The organism is Terriglobus roseus (assembly GCF_900102185.1).
Taxonomy (GTDB): domain Bacteria; phylum Acidobacteriota; class Terriglobia; order Terriglobales; family Acidobacteriaceae; genus Terriglobus; species Terriglobus roseus_A.
This window is the reverse complement of record NZ_LT629690.1, coordinates 634,910-652,239: the sequence shown is the minus strand read 5'-3', so window position 1 is coordinate 652,239 and position 17,330 is coordinate 634,910. Positions and strand designations below refer to the sequence as shown.

Genomic DNA, 17,330 nt, shown 5'->3' with positions numbered 1-17,330 from the left:
TTTTGGAAGATTGCGCAGAGGCTGAAGTTATAGACAAGACAGAGAGAAAAGCAATAGAGAGGCCAAACGGCCGCAGTAGGGCGAACAAAGGGTTCCTCCAACGAGCTAAGGAGAGTTGTAAAAGATATGCCAGGAAGTCTACCACTCAGTCCGTGAAATGCGTTTCAATGAGCAATGCTTCTTGCATTCACTCGCTCCATGCGATTTTAAGTTTCTTATTATCTGAATCTCGTCGCGGGCGCTTCTCGTACATTGTCAGCCGTGGAACGCGGGTGGTAGCGTTTTGCGGTGGAAGCTATGGAAACAGCTGCGTCTATTCCCGACGGGCAGGACATCCTGCTGGTGAAGGAAGTACTGGCCAGCAAGAGCTTCGAACGCACCACTTCTCTTCGCCGCCTGCTGGAGTACCTGTGGGTACATCGTGGCGAAGAGATCAACGAATATGCCATCGCGACCGAGGCACTGAGCCGTGCTCCCGATTTCGACTCCAAGATCGATGCAACCGTTCGTGTCCAGATTGGGCGTCTTCGGCGGAATCTCGAGCGTTTTTATAGCGAAGAAGGGTCTCACCACATTTGGCGGCTAACCATTCCCATGGGTTCGCACGAACTTCGGTTCGTTCCAGCGACAGATGCGGAAATCATTGCTACATCCTCTTTGTTAGTAATGGATACCGGCACGCACCTTGGGCCGGGACCCTCGACACCTCCCGTCATACAACTACCGCGTCCGTGGATCTCAGAGCCGCTCGGCTACGTGCTGCTTGCCTGCGTTCTGGTCTGCACAGCGCTCCTGGCCGCGAACCTGCTGCGACGTCCCACAACTTCTGCCCTTGAGCACACAGATACGCCGCAATTCTGGAAGACGTTTCTGGACAACGGCAAAAACACCCGCTTCGTGCTCCCCGCACCTATTTTCTTTTCAGTGCAGACCAATCCCGGACACACGTTGATGCTGCGCGACATCTTCGTCAATTCGCCATCGCAGTGGAACAGTTCGCCTGCTTTGATAGACATGTTCGGTAAAACAGAAAACCCGCGCGTGTGGCAGGGATACACGGTTGCATCAGACACCTTTGCGTCTCTGCAACTTGCCCGTTTTCTGGATCGCTACGGCGTCCGCACTAGCTTTTCCAGTTCGGCGGATCCACCGCGCGAGATCCTTGATCACGAAAACATCATTGCCTTCGGTACATCAAGTTCCCTCGCCGCTTTTCAAACAGATGTGGACCGCCTCAGCTTCAGGCTGGCACCACATGAGGTGAAGGTCACCGACCTACTCAGCCCCGCCGATCATCCGCAGGAGTTTCTGGCCACTCGCGAAGGACCGGACCGCGACATCGTTCCGGGTATCGTTGCTGTTCTTCCTCACGGCGATGCAGGCGGCAGAATCATGCTCGTGCAGGGAGCACAGACCAGAGCCATCATTTCCTACCTCACCTCAGAGGAAGGGATGAAGGAGATGGGTCAGGCGCTCGCAGGGATGAAGACTCCCTACTTCGAAGCTGTCCTGTTGTCCGAAGTAAACCGAGGAGCGCCTCTGCAAAGTCGCCTGGGAACGGTTCGCGCCTTCGTCGAGAGATCACCGGAAACCATGGTAAAAATGCTGCAAGTTCAACAAAACATTAAGTAACAACGTAACATTTACGACCTGGAACTACCCAGCGATGTCCATTGGGTGGAATTCTTCCTGCCGTTCCGCGGAAACAGTTTTCTTTGTTGGCCGCGTTTTCAGGAGGCACCACCCGTATGTTCATTTCTTCTCAGAGGTTCGCACCCAGAATCCTACTTGCTGTGGCTGCGGTGTTAGCTGCACCGGCTGCGATGATGGCACAGACAGCGACGGCGACCATCACCGGAACTGTCACCGATGCCACTGGAGCCGTTGTGCCGGGTGCACAGGTGACAGTCGTTGCTCACGGCACAGGTCTCACCTATCAGGCCAACAGTTCCTCCGACGGCAGCTACACAGTGCCGCTGCTGCCGGTAGGTAGCTACGACATCACGATTGCGGCTACTGGTTTCTCGGGCTTCAAACAGACCGGCATCGTCCTCGACGTGGGTCAGCGCTTTCGCGCAGATGCGTCACTGAAAACCGGCGGATCGTCCGAGACGATCACCGTCACGTCCACGACCGCACCGCTGCAAACCGACGAATCTTCCGTCGGCAACGTCATTGAAGGGCGTGCCATTCAAGAACTGCCATTGAACGGACGCCAGCCGTTCACCCTTGCGCTGCTCGTACCGGGAGTGCAAACCACATCGCGCGCTTCCAACGGATTTGCCGACGCCAGCAACCAAGGCTTCTCTCGCCTGCGCATCAACGGCGGTTCGACACTCGGCAATCAATTCCTGCTCGATGGCGCCATGGACACAATTCCAACCATCAATGAAGTGTCCGTTGTACCTATGGTGGATTCCATCGCTGAGTTCCGCGTCATCACCAACACACCTGCTGCCGAGTTCGGTATGAGTTCCGGTGGATATGTGAACCTGGCCACCAAGACCGGCACCAACGATATTCACCTGACGGCATATGAATTCGTACGCAACGACATACTCAACTCCGTAAACCGATTCGCCACCAAAGACCCCATCACTGGCCGCTTAAAGCCCATCCTGCGTTACAACCAGTTTGGTGGCACCGTTGGTGGGCCAGTTCGTATCCCCTGGCTATACAACGGCCACGACCGCACCTTCTTCTTCTTCGGCTATGAGCAGTGGCATCAGCGCAGCGCTTCGCTGCAACGTTCTACAGTACCCACTGCCCTGCAGCGTTCGGGCGATTTCTCTCAGACCTACGCTACTGCCACTTCAACAACTCCTATCCCTATTTACGATCCATCCACCACGATTGCGAATCCGACGGGAAACGGCTTTATACGCACGCGGTTTGCGGGAAATAAGATCACCACGTTCGACCCCGTGGCGCTGGCGGTTCTTAAGTACTATCCCCAGCCGAACATTGCTCCGGTAGATACCAAGACCAACGCCAACAACTTTTACTCCGAAGCCACAGGCGGCATCGATCAGGATGTGATCGCGGTTCGCGGTGATCACCGCATCAGTGATGCAGACAGCATCTTCGCCCGTTACGCAGGAAATCTGAACTCAACACACACGGTAGGCTACGGTTTGGGCGATTCTGATCCCCTCGCGCGCAACGACACACGCAAGAACTACAACTTTGCCGTGGGGGAAACGCACACGTTTGCTCCTACAGTACTGAATGAATTTCGCGCCAGTTTTGTACGCCAGAAGCTCACGTTTCTTGCCCCCTCATATAACAAGAACTATCCCCAGGCACTTGGCTTCCCATCCATCATTCCTCAAACGCTGTTCCCCTCAGTCGCTGTCAGCGGCATGATCGCCGTCGGCCCAACAACAGGAACATTCACTGCAGGCAACCGCATCGGTACGGTGATTCAATTTGCCGACAGCGTTTCCTGGATTCGCGGACGCCACAGCTTCAAGTTTGGCGTAGAAGACCACATCACACGCTACAACCAGCTTGGTCAGATCTATCCTTCCGGCAACTTCAGTTTCACGGGCTCGTACACAAACAACCCGCAATCGCCAGCAGGCACAGGCGTTGCCTTTGCTGACTTCCTATTGGGACAGGTTGCGGGAGGCCAACTCACCATCAACCCAGCCTTTGCAACAAAATCGTGGGCAGGGGGAATCTTCGCGCAGGACGATTTCAAAGTCACACCAAAACTCACGTTCAATGTGGGTATCCGATATGACATCTCCGGTCCCCCAGTTGAACGCCACGGATGGTTCTCCACCTTCAATCCCTATTTGATTAATTCGCAAACGAGCATGCCCGGCGTGATGCAGTATGCGGGTGTAAACGGATCGCGCCTATTCGTTCGTTACGATGCAAACAACATCGCGCCGCGCTTCGGTTTTGCTTACTCGGCAGATGACAAAACAGTGATCCGTGGCGGCATTGCAGTGATTTATAACCCGGTGGAGTCCGCGGACATTCACCAGGTAACGAACACGGGCCTCGGCTTCTCATCACAAACCACCTTCAGTGGCAACGGCCCGTATTCGGCATTCCAGCTTTCCAAGGGACCGTCTGCTCTGATTGCACCGGCGGGCGCGGCAGGTGGCCCAACTGCGTATCGCGGGCAGAGCGTCTTCTGGCAAAACCCCTTTGCTCCAACACCCTATTCACTGCAATGGAACTTCGCCGTGCAACGCCAGCTTCCGGGTGGCTGGACTGTGTCAGCCGCATATGTGGGTAATAAAGGAACACATTTATTAGGCGGAAACTACAACGTCAACACGCTAAACCCCGTGTATTACGCACAGTATGGCACCAAGCTGCAGAATCAAGTGCCGAATCCGTTTTATGGGAAGATCACTACCGGCACGCTCTCAGGCACCACGATCTCGCAATCGCAGGCATTGCTGCCGCTGCCCGATTACCTCAGCATCACCACATTGGCACGTCATGGGGCCATGAGCATCTATCATGCACTGCAAGCGACCGCAGAGCATCGCTACTCTCATGGACTCACGCTGCTGCTGGCGTATTCAAAGAGTAAGTTGATTAACGATTCCACCTCATCCGACTCGGGTGAAAGCACAGACGGAACCTTCCGCGATCCCATCTATCGCCCCTATCTTGAGCGTTCGCTGGATCCAAACGACACATCACAAAACCTCTCTGCCACAGGTGTGTGGGAACTTCCTATCGGAACACCTTCGCATCGCGCGCTGAACGTGCTCACCGGTGGATGGCAGATACAGGGCATCCTTCAATGGCAGACGGGCACACCGCTGACAGTGACCGGATCGAACAACTTCACCGGAACGCCGTTCCCAAATCTCGTTGGCAATCCCACACTCTCACGCAGCCAACGAAGCATCAGCAAATGGTTTAATACCGCTGCCTTTGCGAACCCCGCGGCATACACCATTGGCAACGCGCCGCGCACTCTACCTGCTACTCGTGGTCCCGCCTTCACCAACGTGAATGCCTCTCTGATCAAGAACATCAGGATGGAGAAGTGGAAGTTGGAACTGCGTGCAGAAGCCTTTAACCTTTTCAACCATCCCAACCTCAACAACCCCAACACGTCGTTCACTCCAGACAGCACGGGTGTCAACACCAACGCTCTCTTTGGAACGATCACCAGCGCCATGGATCCTCGTGTCTTCCAGATCGGCGTCCATCTGAGCCGCTAGAACGCACTGACACACAAACAAAACGAAGGAGAAAAGAACGTGCGCTGGAAGCAATTTGCAACTGCAATCCTTGCAACACTGAGCATCAGCAACATGGGGTGGGCCGCCACGCCTCGACAGTTTGATGTGGTCGTCTATGGCACAACGGCAAGCGGTGTCATCGCAGCCATCTCGGCAGCGAGACACGGTATGAACGTCGCACTGGTAGGCGTCGATCAACATTTAGGTGGCATGGTCAGTGGAGGTCTCAGCCATTCCGATCGCGGAAAGGACGCCGTGATTGGAGGCATGTCGCGTGAGTTCTTCGAACGCGTAGGCAAACATTACAATGAACCGCTTGAATGGAACTTTGAACCACGCATCGCGGAGCAGGTGTTTCACGAAATGCTCAACGAAACCAAGGTTGTCTACATCCCGCGTACGCGCCTCAAAGAGCATGGCGGCGTAACCATGAGCAAAGGAGACATCACTTCCATCGCCCTGACGAACGGTGATGTACTCAAAGCTAAAGTCTTCATGGATACAAGCTACGAAGGCGATCTGATGAACGAAGCAGGCGTGAAATATACATGGGGCCGCGAACCGGAGAGTGAATACAACGAATCCATTGCAGGCGTTCGAGGCAGACAACGTCCGGATCATCACTTCAACGTTCCAGTGTCGCCATGGGCCTCTCAGGGCAAGCTTCTTCCGGAAGTTCAGAATCTACCCCGCGGGGCGATGGGGTCAGGTGACAAGTATGTGCAAGCCTATGGCTTTCGCATGTGTCTGACCAACGTGAAGGAGAATATGATTCCCTTCCCGAAGCCGCCGGGGTACGACGCCTATCGTTACGAATTGCTGAAACGCTATATCGCAGCGTTAGAAAAGGGAGAGGGCCATCCACCGCATATACGCGAACTGATGATCATGTCGCCGCTCCCAAACGGTAAATTCGACATCAACAGCTTCGGCGGATTCTCCACGGATCACATCGGTGCGAATTGGGATTACCCCTCAGGAAGCTATGCTCGCCAACAAGAAATCTGGAAGGACCATTACAACTACGACGCTGGTTTTTTCTACTTCCTCGCCAACGATCCAAGCGTTCCGAAAGCATTGCACGATGAAGTGAATAGCTATGGATTGGCAAAGGATGAGTTTGTCGATGAACATGGCTGGCCCTTCCAGCTTTATGTTCGCGAAGGTCGTCGGATGCTAGGCGAGTATGTGATGACACAGAAGGACATCACTACCGACGTAGAAAAGCCCGATTCCATCGGCATGGGCTCTTACCAGAGCGACTCGCATCATGTGCGACGCATTCCCACGCCAGACGGTTATGTGGAGAACGAAGGCGAGCAGTATGTCATCACGAAGCCCTACGAAATCCCCTACCGCGTAATGCTTCCCAGGGGCACGCAGGTGAAGAATCTGCTGGTTCCTGTTTGCTTCTCGGCCAGCCATGTCGCGTACTCCACCATCCGCATGGAACCGCAGTACATGATTCTGGGGCAAGCGGCGGGCGTTGCTTCAGCCATCGCCGTACGCGAGAAGCTAGCCGTCGGACAAGTTCCAGTGAAAGAAATGCAGGACATTCTGCGCAGCGAAAAAGCTGTACTCTCTCTGCCACAGTAGGTTCTACCGAATGGCTTCGCATAAGACCCCTGGGAAGAGGTTTTATGCGGAGTCATTTTTCCTGGATCGACTTCGCTGGCATTCACCGCGAGCGCAAGTATTCTTGATACATGAAGGACTTCTATATTGCCGATGCGGCGACCTATGAGAACGCCGTTGTAACCTCTTACTTTTTGCTGTCGCAGATGTCTGCGCGAGACAAGAAGAGCGGCGGGCAATATCTTGCATTGACACTGAGTGACCGAACCGGCAGCTTTGACGCACGCATGTGGGACGAGTTTGCAGAATCACTTGCCACCTGCACGGCAGGTTGTTATGTGAAGGCCATGGGCCGCATCGAACGTTACAACGGCAAGTTCCAGATCACCCTTCAGAAGATGCGTCCAGCCACTGAAGACGAGATTGACGTCACCGATTTTCAGCCCGCTACGCAATACGATGTAGACGCCTTATGGACAGAGCTAAACGGCTATGTCGCTGGCTTCCGTAATCCATGGCTGCAGCCACTCGTGCGCAGCTTTCTGGATGACCCCATACTTGGGCCGGCCTTCCGTTCAGCACCCGCAGCAAAGGTCCTGCACCACGCATGGATCGGCGGCCTGCTTGAGCATGTGGTCTTCCTGCTGCGTCTCTGCGCGCGCGTCGCACCGCAATATGCCGATGAAGTCGACCCCGACTTATTGATGGCAGGCGCCATCCTGCATGACTTTGGGAAGGTGCGCGAACTGGCATGGAAATCCAGCTTCTCGTACACCACGGAAGGCCAGTTGCTGGGCCACATCACCATTGCGATCCGCATGTTGCAGGAAAAGATTGCGGCAATCCCTGGCTTTCCGGATCGCCTGCGCATTCTGGTAGAACACATGATCCTGTCACATCATGGCAAGTTTGAGTTCGGTTCGCCGAAGCTTCCCATGACTCCCGAGGCTCTCGTCTTCAGCGCCATTGATGATCTGGAAGCGAAGATGCAGAATATGCGCGCCGAATTTGCAAAGGCGGTGGAAAGCGGCAAACAGCCTGATGAAGTCACAGACTTCTCGCGTTCCATGGAACGGCCGTTACTGAATTCCAAGGCGTACCTTGCAGGTGAGTCTTAGCTCGAACCGTTATCGCGCGTGCAACAGGCCCGCATGTTGCAGATGGACCTGAAGCAGCAGCAGCGTGATGCCGACACCAATCTCTATTGCTGTCCAGATTGCAATGCTTCGCACGATGGGGCGTGCCTGGTCTTGGCGATAGAGTAGCGGCAGATTCGCTGCTGCACTCACCATTGACGTGACGATCGCAGCCATAGCGCCCTGCGTGGCGCTTGCATCACCATGCGCCACAAGGTTGGCAGCTGCTGCTGTACTGCTGGCGCTCGAAACAGCTCCGCCGATAAAGCTGACCACCAGCAAACCTTCGCTACCCAACCAACGTGTGGCCAGCGTTCCGAAGATTTGAATCAGCAGGAACAGGATGCCGAAGCGGCTCACCTTGGAAACCGAAATCGGTGAATCCAGGTTCAGCGCAACGTCCTTTTGATCATCCGCTGCACGCCGTTGGAGCCATATGTAAGTCGCAGCCACCGCAAGCATTCCGGCCATCGGCAAGAAAGCCTGCTGCGCCGCCGCGTTGCCGCCAAAGATCGTCAGCAGTGCAAGATTCCGCACCAGCATTGCCACAGTAGTGAACGTTACGGCCACACCTGTTTCGCGTAACATTCCGGCTGCGGGCAGCGTTGTCGCAAGTTCAACAACAGCTGCTGTGGAGTTCACCAATCCACCCAAAACAGCGGACAGAGTCACGCCTTTCGATCCATACAGGCGCAGCAGAATGTAATTCAAGAACCCAATGCTTGCGACGACCAAAACCGTGAGCCATGCCTGCCGGGGTTGCAACAGATGCCATGGGTCAACAAAGTGGTTTGGCAGCAACGGCCAAATGATGAATCCGAACAATCCCAGCAGCAGCGCGCTGCGCATCTCTTCTGTCGTGACACCACCGGTTAGAGCGCGAAACTGTGGCTTCAGCGAGAGCAACCATGTCGTCAGAATGGCACCGGCAATTGCAGTGAACACATGCCCCTGCCCTGAAAGCACACCCAACACAAACGTGACCATCAGAGCTGCAGAGGTTGTTCCCTCAACCGACTTGGTTTCCAGGATGTCACGCACGTTCAGCATGATCGCCAGCATGATGACACCCACCATGCCTGTGACCTGCATTGCAGGTGAAAGGAACGAAGTGAGCACACCCAGCATGGCGCTAAGGCTGAAGGTACGAACACCAAACTCCTTGTTTGACCACTGACGTTCAAACCCGATGAGCAGCCCAATTGCCAGCGCCACACCGAGTTTCAGCGCGGTGAGGTCTGGAGGAAATTGCGTGCCGTCAGGATGAAGTAACTCAGCGTAATGCTGCATTCATTCGTGGTCTCAGTGTGGAGTATTGGACGGAGGCGGTGTCGCAGGCTGCTGCGGCTGATTATTCTCGTCGTTGTGTTTGCCGAGACCAAACATCTTCTGGAAGAAGTTGCGGTGCTGCTGCGGCTGTCCGTCCGGCCCCACCGTAGACTGCGAGCCATTGGTAGGTTGCGCTCCATTGTTGATGCCGCCACCGTTCACACTGGTTCCAGCCGTATCGCTATTCGTGCCGAAGAGGCTGTCCATCAGACCCGAACCATCGCCCATGTGACTACACGTGTTATGCGGCTGTGTGCCATCCAGAAACGCCATCGTCGCAGTCTTTCCGGAGCAGCTACCATCGGCAATCTGTCCAGAGCTGAGATCGATGGGGTAATTCGTCACGCCCGCCGGCGGTGCAGCGAACTGTTTCATATCGCTGTACTGCGGTAGCTGGATCGCACGCTTCATAAACTCTGCCCAGATGGGCGCAGCGGTGTCCGCACCCTGCACCTTCTTGGTCAGGTTGTCAGAGATATCCGTGTAATCATCGTTACCAATCCACACGATGCACAGCAGGTTCGACGAATAACCGGCAAACCATACGTCGTGCGATGTACCCGTCTTACCAGCTGCCGGAGCCCTGAAGCCCAAAGCACGGACGGTTGACGCAGTGCCGTACGTCACCACACCTTCCATCAACGATTGTGTAAGGTAGGCAGTTTTCGGATCCATCACCTGCCGCGCTTCAGGCGTGAAATCCGCTACGATATCGCCCTTGTCATTGCGCACACTCGCCAGCAGCCATGGGTTCAGATGGACGCCACCATTGGCGAACACGGTGTACACACCAGCCATGTCCATCGGGGTAGCGCTATACGTACCAATTGCCACAGAGGGCGTAGGCCGTGCCGAAGCGATGCCTGCAGAACGCGCCATTGCAGCAACGTTCTCATACCCCACACGCTGCGCAAGAGAGATCGTGGCAATGTTCAGCGAGTGATACAAGGCGGTTGCCGCAGTCACCATGCCGGGATATTCGCCGCGTTCAAAGTTGCCCGGTGTATAAGAACGACCACCTGTGCCAAAATCCTGCGTATCGTCATTCAGCGGCGTGAGTGCTGTGAAGGGTCCAGTATCCCCTAGCGGTTGACCATTCACGCTCTGTGAGAAAGCGGTTGCATAAACCAGTGGCTTGAAGATTGATCCCGTAGGCCGGCTCGACAGCGCATGGTTCAACTGCGAGGAGCCGTAGTTACGACCACCCACCAGCGCAAGCACCTGTCCTGTGTGCGGGTCCAATGCGATGAGAGATACCTGCGGATACTTGATCGGCGCATCGCCCTTGTGGCGCTTGCGAATCATTTCATCAATGCGCGGCATCATCTCCGCCACGGCTTCTGCTGCGGCCTTCTGCAACTCAGGATCAAGCGACGTATAGATACGAAGCGTGCCACCATTCGCCTGATCGCCAAGACGCTGTTGCAACTGGTCATGCACCAGGTCCACAAAGTACGGTGCTTCGCTGGCATCTACATTCTGCGTTGCAAGACGAATCGGTTCCGCTTCCGCGCGCTCTTCTTCTTGTGGAGTAAGAGCGCCCGTTTCAATCATCGAGCGCAACACGATGTTGCGGCGTTCCAGCGCGCGTTCCGGATGACGGAATGGATTGAAGTAGTTAGGCCGCTGAATAATGCCCGCCAACAACGCGCATTCCGCCACATCCAACTGGCGAAGATCCTTGCCGAAGTACGCCTGCGAAGCCTCGCCAAAACCATTGACTGCGAACGACCCACGCTGCCCAAGGTTGATCTGATTCGCATACATCTCAAAGATCTGCTGCTTGTTGAAGCGTGACTCCAACTGGAGCGTGATCATGATTTCAATCAGCTTGCGCTTTACATGCTTTTCAGGAGACAAGAAGAAGCCGCGCGCCAACTGTTGCGTCAGCGTGGAACCTCCACACACCGCATGCTGCGACAGAACATCCTGCACGCCGCACTTTACGAGACGACCGAAATTCAGGCCGTTGTGCTCGAAAAATCTACGGTCTTCAATCGCAGTGACAGCCTGCACCAACTGCTTCGGAATCTGGTTGTACGTCACCAGCCTGCGCTTAATACGGTTCTTGTCTTCGCTCAGGCCAGTGATGAGTTGCGGCTCTAACTCATACGCACGCAGCGCCACACCATTCTCAGCGGTGATGCTCTGCACTGTGCCGCCGCTGGTATTGATGGTGGCGCCATCCGTATTGTGAAAAGACGCTGGTCCCGGCTTGATGGTGATGCTATCGCCGGAAACCCGAAAGGTGCCAAGCTGCGTGTTCGTGTTGTAACCAGCACGATGTAGGTCCTGCGCAATGGATGCCGCAGTCATACCCTGCCCCGGCCGAATCTCACGGGGGGCAGCGTAAATCTGCGCGGTGGAGGAGAAGAGAGGGCCGTTATTTAGCCGGTCATCCACAACTTTCTGATAGTGGTTGTAGTAATAACCGAAGACCATGGCGCCGAGCAGAAGGCACGCCAGCGCAACGATCAGAAGCGCCATTACGGCGCGCTTCCACATGGGGCGATCCGTGCCGTGATGCACCGGAATGCCCTCGTGATCGTAGCGCTTGCCACCGAGCTTAAGCTTGACTGCCAATCGTCCTCCCTACTTCTTCCCTGCTCTTGGACGTATTTCGTCCCGCTTAGGCTTGCTGGCGTGTTGCCTTTAACGCAGTAACGACATCGGCAACCGCGACATCTTCCGTTCGTCCCTGCAGGCGATCCACCAATTCCACGAATCCCTCTGCAAGACGCTTGCCGATGGTCACGCGATACGGCACACCGATCAGATCAGCGTCCTTGAACTTCACGCCCGCAGAACCGTCACGGTCGTCCAGCAAAACATCAAAGCCAGCCGCTTCCAGATCGGCAGCAATCTTTTCGCCTGCCTCTGCCAACGCTGCGTCCGTCTGCTTCGTCACCGTCACCACCACTTCAAACGGAGCAATCGACGCAGGCAGAACGTAGCTCCATTCACCCTTGTCGTTCTTGCCATTCTTAGCGGCAGACTGCTCAATCGCAGCGGTCAGAATACGCTCAATACCAATGCCATACGATCCCATGATGGGAGTGGTTTCCTTGCCGTTCTTATCTAGAACGCGCGCGCCCATGCTCTCGCTGTACTTGTAGCCCAGCTTGAAGATGTGGCCAATCTCCACGGCCTTGCCCAGACGCAGCGCAATGCCTGCAACGGGATCGGCCTCGCCCTCATTGATGTTGCGAACATCAGCAATAACGGTAGCCGTAAAGTCGCGGCCCGGGGTTACGTTGCGGAGGTGGTATTCCTCTTTGTTCGCACCAGCGATCAGGTTCGCACGGCCTTCCAGGGCAGCATCCAGCACCACCATGATGCCCTTGTCATCGCCAGCCTTTGCCGCAACCACGCCAATCGGTCCAAGGTAGCCCGCGGGAGCGTTGAATGTCGCCTCAATCTCCTCAGGAACCATGGGACGCAGCTCTGCACCAGCCGCCAACGCACCCAGCTTGGCTTCGTTCAACTGGTGATCGCCACGCAGGAAGACCACCAGCGAACGCGTCTTCACAACACCCTTTGCGTCTGCAGGCCACGTCGCCATGTACGCCATGGTCTTGATCTGGTGAATCTTCTCCACCTTCAGAAATTCGCCCACTTCATCGATGGTGCGCTGTCCCGGCGTATGCACCAGCTCTGGCGCACCTGCAGTCGCTTCCAGATCAGCAACAGCTTCCAGCTTTGACGTCGCCTTCTCGATATTGGCGGCGTAAACAACCTCGCCAGCCTCATTCCGCGCAGAAGCAATCCAGTCCTCACCCGCTTCGGTGTAGACCATAAACTCCTGCGACTGCGATCCGCCCATGGCACCCGAATCTGCCTCAACTCCAACAAATTCAAGACCGCAGCGCGTAAAGATCTGGCGATACGCCGCATCATGCAGGTCATAGCTGTGGTCCAACCCGGCCTGGTCGATGTCGAAGGAATAGGCGTCCTTCATGGTGAACTGACGCACGCGCAGAAGACCGCTCTTGGGACGAGGTTCGTCACGGAACTTCGTCTGGATCTGGTACCAAATCTGCGGCAACTGCTTATAGCTGCGAATCTCATTGCGCGCGATGGAGGTCATAATCTCCTCGTGCGTCATGCCCAGGCACAGGTCCGCGCCCTTGCGGTCCTTCAGGCGGAACATGTTGTCGCCCATGCCCGTCCAGCGGCCACTTTCTTCCCAAATCTCACGCGGGTTCAGCGCCGGCAGGAAGAATTCCTGCCCGATCTTGTCCATCTCTTCGCGCACAATGGCGTTGATCTTGTTGATGGAGCGCGTGGCCAGCGGCAGGTAGCTGTAAATGCCAGCGCCAAGCTGGCGAACGTAACCTGCGCGAAGCAGAATCTGGTGGCTTGCCACCTCGGCGTCCGCAGGAGCTTCGCGGAGCGTGGGAATAAACAGTTTGGACCAGCGTTGCATTGCGTTTTGTGTGCTTTCTGCGCCGCAAAAAGTGCGCGGCAAAGTGTCCCTCCATTCTACCGGCTCGGCCCAGCACGATTCGCGCCACCCCAACAATCCTCTGCATCGGTACACTGTTAGAGATCATCTGTATTTGCTGAGGTCTCTGTCGAAAATGCGTAATGCCCTGGTGGGTGGAATCATTGTCGTGGTCGTCGCTGGGCTGGGCTGGGCCGGCATTCACAACGTGAAGGCGCGCCGCGCTGCGGAAGCTGAAGCGAAAAATCACCAAATGACCATCACCGTGGACAAGCCCGGCGCTTCGGCGACCATGGATTCGCCGGTCGCAGACCTCCGTGGCAAACCCGCCGCCATCTTTACGCTGACCAGCAACACCGGCAAGCGCATCTCGCTGAACGACTACAAGGGCAAGCCCGTTCTGCTGAACTTCTGGGCCACCTGGTGCACTCCCTGCAAGGTAGAGATGCCGTGGTTTGAGGAGTTCCAGAAGAAGTACGCCGCGCAGGGTCTTCAGGTCGTTGGCATCAACGAAGATGAAGATGCTAAGAGCCCCGAGATTCAGGCGCAGATCAAGAAGGTGCTGGAAAACACCGGGGTGGATTACACCATCCTGATGAGCGACCAGAAAGTGGGCAACGCCTACGGTGGTCTGGACGTTCTGCCTGCAACTTTTTACATCGACCGCAACGGCAAGATCGTAGCGCAGGCCATCGGTCTGGCTCCCAAGGAAGAAGCTGAGGCCAACATCCAGAAGATTGTGTCGGGAAGCTAACCATGAACGAGCTACAGAGACCGCTCACAAAGGCATCCACACTTCGCACTGTCCTTGTTTGGGTTGGTTTGCTTGTGATCGCTATCCTCATCCGCACTGTCGTCGCACACGGTCAGAGCATGAACGTGGGACAGCCCGCACCAGCCAAGAAAGGCCATGTCGATTTCATTGCAGATGGTCAGTCGATCGCGGCTAATCAGCCGGCTACAGTTAAACTGCACTTTCGCGTAGACCCGGGCTTTCACATCAATTCGCACAGCCCAAAGAGCGACGTCCTGATCCCCACACGGCTCACAGTAGCCATGTTGCCGGGCGATCCGGAAGTAACGAATGTTGACTTCCCCGCTGGCGAGCCATTCTCCTTCGCCTTTGAGCCCAAGCAGAAGTTGGACGTGTATCAGGGTGACGTAGTTCTCACTGCGCACCTGAAGGCAAAACCCGGTCAGCACACGCTCAAAGCCGAGCTGTACTACCAGGCCTGCGATCACGCCGCCTGCTATCCGCCAAAGAAGCTCCCCGTAGAGCAGCCCTACACCGCGAAGTAACCTACTTCAACGGCAAGCCCTTCAGCCATTGCAGGACCGCTGCGGATAGTTCCTGCCGCTTGTCGGAGTAGGCGTGATCCGTCGCGAAATGCACTGAGGTCACTGCGGCATCGCCATCTTTGCGTACGGCCTCAGCCAGAGCATCATCCATTCCGGCCAACCCATCATCCGATGTGACATTCAGCAGGGGCCGCGTAGAAAGCGCCTTCGCATTGGCAAGAAAACGCCACTGCGTCGCGTGATCCAGCGTCTCCTGCGCCAACGCATCTGGCGAGGTCCCACTCAACGGCGCCATCCCTTCTGCTGCAAGCCCCTTGCTGATCCGCGCGCGTGCCACCGGTTCGGCCTGTTTCGGCAGATTTTCCGGGATTCTCCCAGCCATGTCCGCCGCTGAAATGAGTCCAATCGCAGTGATCGTGGGATCTGCTGCGCCTACCTGCACTGCCGCAAATCCACCTGCGCTGTGACCTAGCAAAACGATGTGTTTGCTATCCGCGCGCAGCTTTTGTGCATTGGCAGGATCGCGCACGTAGGCCACAGCAGAGGCGACATCTTCCACCACATGCGTAAACGAATAGTCTCCCGACGAGCCCCAAGCACCGCGATAGTGAAAGAACAGCACATCCCATCCGGCACGACGCATATCTTGGGCCAGATCAAGATTCTGTTCGTTGCCCGGAAAGCCGTGCAGCAATATCACCACCGGATGCGGTCCAGCTCCCTCCGCCACATACATAAGCCCGTTCATCAACGAGCCATGGCTGGGAATCTGCATAGTTTCCATGCTTGCGCGATTCTTTTGCGGTGTGGCCGCCTGCGACAGCGCCGAAAGAGTGACACCACAAAACATCGTGGCGATAGCAGCGCTGCGTAGAAGAGACATGCTCATGGTCCATTTCCTGATTGAAGGATGCACTCCCACCAGCCTCTCGTCCCAAGTTCTTCCGGTCAAGAGAATCCTGTAAGCACCAGCCCGGTTGCCATGTGCTTTTTGCGTGTTTCTTCCTGTAGGCTTGCGCCGTGGCCTATTCCACCGAACAACTTGCGCTCTATCGCCGCATCTCTCTACGCGTCGCGCCGCTGGCACTCTTGCTGTATCTGGTTGCGTTTCTTGACCGCGTGAACGTGAGCTTCGCAGCGCTCACCATGAACCATGATCTCGGCCTATCTGACGCCACTTATGGCCTCGCTGCAGGAGTCTTCTTCCTCGGCTACATGGTTCTAGCCATCCCCAGCAACTACATGATCGTGAAAGTCGGCGCGCCGCGCTGGGTTGCAGTGTTGATGATCACGTGGGGCGTTGTTGGCTGCGCCACTGCTTTTGTTCACGGTGCTCCCGCATACATCACGCTGCGTTTCCTGCTTGGCGCAGCAGAATCTGGTTTCCTGCCCGGCATCGTCTATTACCTGACACGCTGGCTTCCCGGGAAGGCGCGCGCTGGAATTCTTGCACTGCTATATCTGGCGATTCCACTCTCCAGCGTCATCGGTTCGCCGATCTCTGCGGCACTATTGCGCATGAACGGGGTAGGTGGTCTGCACGGATGGCAATGGCTCTTTTTGCTGGAGGCGATACCCGCCATCATTCTTGGATTTGCGGTCCCATGGCTACTGGATGCAGGGCCGGACACAGCCACATGGCTCAGTGACGAAGACAAGCAGATGCTGCAGCAGAGCATTGAAGAAGAGGCCTCTGCGACCATCCATGCCACAGGCTCAGAACGATCGCCGATAGGTCTGCTGGCAATGCTCGCAGCCACCTATTTCATGCTGATGATCGGTCTCTACGAACTCGGCTTCTGGACACCTCGATTGATTGCGAGTCACGGTGTAAGTCTGCGGTGGCTGGGCTGGCTGAACGCACTGCCGTACGCCGTGGGAGCCATCACACTATTGCCGTGGTGCCGCTGGTCTGATCGCATCGCCGCACGTGGTGGCAGCCGCCGCTGGATACTTGCAGCATCGTTTCTCTCCGGCTGCGCGGGCTTTCTGCTGACCGCGTTTGCGCCTTCGCTGCCAATGCTGCTGTTTGCCATATCCATCGCATCGTTCGGCGTGTATGTCTCGATGCCTGTCTTCTGGGCAGGAGTTAGTCAGCGCATATCGCCGGTCGCGGTAGCCTTTGCAATTGCACTTATCAACTCCATTGGCAACATTGGCGGCTTCCTCGGCCCGTATGCCACCGGATGGCTGCTCGACCGCACGCACAGCTACGTTGTGGGGCTTTCCGCGACGGCGGCAGCATTACTCATTGGCACCGCACTGGTCCTGCTGGCATTTCGCAAAGACACAAACGCTCCGACGCTTTCATAAATCGCAAAACTGGAG

At 56.0% G+C, this 17,330-nt stretch carries 11 protein-coding genes; 7 read left to right on the top strand and 4 right to left on the bottom strand.

What is annotated here, in order from left to right; genetic code table 11:
- The first annotated feature begins 297 nt into the window (after positions 1-297).
- The 4 genes from BLT38_RS03015 to BLT38_RS03000 all read left to right on the top strand — a co-directional run bounded on the left by BLT38_RS03015 (position 298) and on the right by BLT38_RS03000 (position 7,912).
- Positions 298-1,632 carry a hypothetical protein gene (locus BLT38_RS03015; protein WP_083343852.1) on the top strand — a complete coding sequence of 445 codons (1,335 nt, stop codon included), beginning with the start codon at positions 298-300 and terminating at the stop codon, positions 1,630-1,632.
- Positions 1,633-1,748: 116 nt separating this feature from the next.
- Positions 1,749-5,198 (top strand): TonB-dependent receptor, encoded by a 3,450-nt coding sequence (locus tag BLT38_RS03010; protein WP_083343851.1) that lies wholly within the window; start codon positions 1,749-1,751, stop codon positions 5,196-5,198.
- Between the two features lie 39 nt (positions 5,199-5,237).
- On the top strand, positions 5,238-6,815 hold the full coding sequence (locus BLT38_RS03005; protein WP_231966705.1) for an FAD-dependent oxidoreductase: 1,578 nt from the start codon (positions 5,238-5,240) through the stop codon (positions 6,813-6,815).
- Positions 6,816-6,925: 110 nt separating this feature from the next.
- On the top strand, positions 6,926-7,912 hold the full coding sequence (locus BLT38_RS03000; protein ID WP_083343850.1) for a 3'-5' exoribonuclease YhaM family protein: 987 nt from the start codon (positions 6,926-6,928) through the stop codon (positions 7,910-7,912).
- Between the two features lie 9 nt (positions 7,913-7,921).
- Here the strand turns inward: BLT38_RS03000 and BLT38_RS02995 are convergent, their stop codons facing one another.
- The 3 genes from BLT38_RS02995 to BLT38_RS02985 are packed head-to-tail and all read right to left on the bottom strand — an operon-like array spanning position 7,922 to position 13,685.
- Positions 7,922-9,220, bottom strand: coding sequence for an MgtC/SapB family protein (locus BLT38_RS02995; protein WP_083343849.1), 1,299 nt, complete (start codon positions 9,218-9,220; stop codon positions 7,922-7,924).
- Between the two features lie 12 nt (positions 9,221-9,232).
- Positions 9,233-11,842 carry a transglycosylase domain-containing protein gene (locus BLT38_RS02990; RefSeq protein ID WP_083343848.1) on the bottom strand — a complete coding sequence of 870 codons (2,610 nt, stop codon included), beginning with the start codon at positions 11,840-11,842 and terminating at the stop codon, positions 9,233-9,235.
- A 46-nt stretch (positions 11,843-11,888) separates the two neighbouring features.
- Positions 11,889-13,685: a proline--tRNA ligase gene (locus tag BLT38_RS02985; protein WP_083343847.1), complete on the bottom strand. Its 1,797-nt coding sequence runs from the start codon at positions 13,683-13,685 to the stop codon at positions 11,889-11,891.
- 154 nt (positions 13,686-13,839) lie between these two features.
- Between BLT38_RS02985 and BLT38_RS02980 the strand changes: the two genes are divergently transcribed.
- Both BLT38_RS02980 and BLT38_RS02975 read left to right on the top strand, forming a co-directional pair.
- Positions 13,840-14,457 carry a TlpA family protein disulfide reductase gene (locus BLT38_RS02980; protein WP_083343846.1) on the top strand — a complete coding sequence of 206 codons (618 nt, stop codon included), beginning with the start codon at positions 13,840-13,842 and terminating at the stop codon, positions 14,455-14,457.
- Positions 14,458-14,459: 2 nt separating this feature from the next.
- A complete protein-coding gene (locus BLT38_RS02975) occupies positions 14,460-15,002 on the top strand; it encodes a protein-disulfide reductase DsbD N-terminal domain-containing protein (RefSeq protein WP_083343845.1) in 543 nt (180 codons plus the stop codon).
- Between the two features lies 1 nt (position 15,003).
- On the opposite strand, the gene BLT38_RS02970 is transcribed toward BLT38_RS02975, so the two are convergent.
- The gene (locus tag BLT38_RS02970; RefSeq protein WP_083343844.1) at positions 15,004-15,891 is read right to left on the bottom strand and encodes an alpha/beta hydrolase; all 888 of its coding nucleotides are present in this window, start codon (positions 15,889-15,891) and stop codon (positions 15,004-15,006) included.
- Between the two features lie 131 nt (positions 15,892-16,022).
- Here BLT38_RS02970 and BLT38_RS02965 point away from each other — a divergent pair, with 131 nt between their 5' ends.
- Complete coding sequence (locus tag BLT38_RS02965) at positions 16,023-17,315, top strand: MFS transporter (protein WP_083343843.1); 1,293 nt, start codon at positions 16,023-16,025, stop codon at positions 17,313-17,315.
- Positions 17,316-17,330: the final 15 nt, after the last annotated feature.